Origin of the sequence: Pseudomonas sp. Marseille-Q1929 (assembly GCF_017316265.1) — a bacterium.
In the GTDB taxonomy this organism is placed as follows: domain Bacteria; phylum Pseudomonadota; class Gammaproteobacteria; order Pseudomonadales; family Pseudomonadaceae; genus Aquipseudomonas.
This window is the reverse complement of sequence record NZ_JAFLWU010000066.1, coordinates 1-896: the sequence shown is the minus strand read 5'-3', so window position 1 is coordinate 896 and position 896 is coordinate 1. Positions and strand designations below refer to the sequence as shown.

Here is an 896-nt window from a genome sequence, read left to right as displayed (position 1 = left end):
GTCGCCGTTGACGAAAAGCGCATGATCAACTGCCGCGCCGACCTCAACCAACTCGTGCCGTTCAAGTACGACTGGGCCTGGCAGAAGTACCTCGACGGCTGCGCCAACCACTGGATGCCGCAAGAGGTCAACATGACCGCCGACATCGCCGTGTGGAAAGACCCCGAAGGCCTGACCGACGACGAGCGTCGCATCGTCATGCGCAACCTGGGCTTCTTTTCCACCGCCGACTCCCTGGTTGCGAACAACCTGGTGCTGGCCGTGTACCGCCTGATCACCAACCCGGAGTGCCGCCAGTACATCCTGCGCCAGGCCTTCGAAGAGGCGATCCACACCCACGCCTACCAATACTGCATCGAATCGCTGGCCATGGATGAAGGCGAGATCTTCAACATGTACCACGAGATCCCATCGGTCGCTAAAAAAGCCGCCTGGGGCCTGAAATACACCCGTTCGATCTCCGATCCGAAGTTCGAAACCGGCACCGTCGACACCGACAAAGAGCTGCTGCGCAACCTGGTCGCCTACTACTGCGTCCTGGAAGGCATCTTCTTCTACTGCGGCTTCACCCAGATCCTGTCCATGGGCCGCCGCAACAAAATGACCGGCGTGGCCGAGCAGTTCCAGTACATCCTGCGCGATGAGTCGATGCACCTGAACTTCGGTATCGACGTGATCAACCAGATCAAAATCGAAAACCCACACCTGTGGGATGCCGAGATGAAGGAAGAAGCGACCCAGATGATCCTGCAAGGGACCCAGCTGGAAATCGAATACGCCCGCGATACCATGCCGCGCGGTGTACTGGGCATGAACGCGGCGATGATGGAGGACTACCTCAAGTTCATCGCCAACCGTCGCCTGTCGCAGATTGGCTTGAAGGAAGAATACCCAGG

Annotated in this window: 1 protein-coding gene; it reads left to right on the top strand. The window is 58.6% G+C overall.

Annotated features, from left to right (window positions below; translation table 11 throughout):
- Positions 1-896, top strand: an 896-nt coding sequence (locus tag J1G37_RS28920; RefSeq protein ID WP_207047213.1) for a ribonucleotide-diphosphate reductase subunit beta, incomplete at both ends; no start/stop codon positions are given.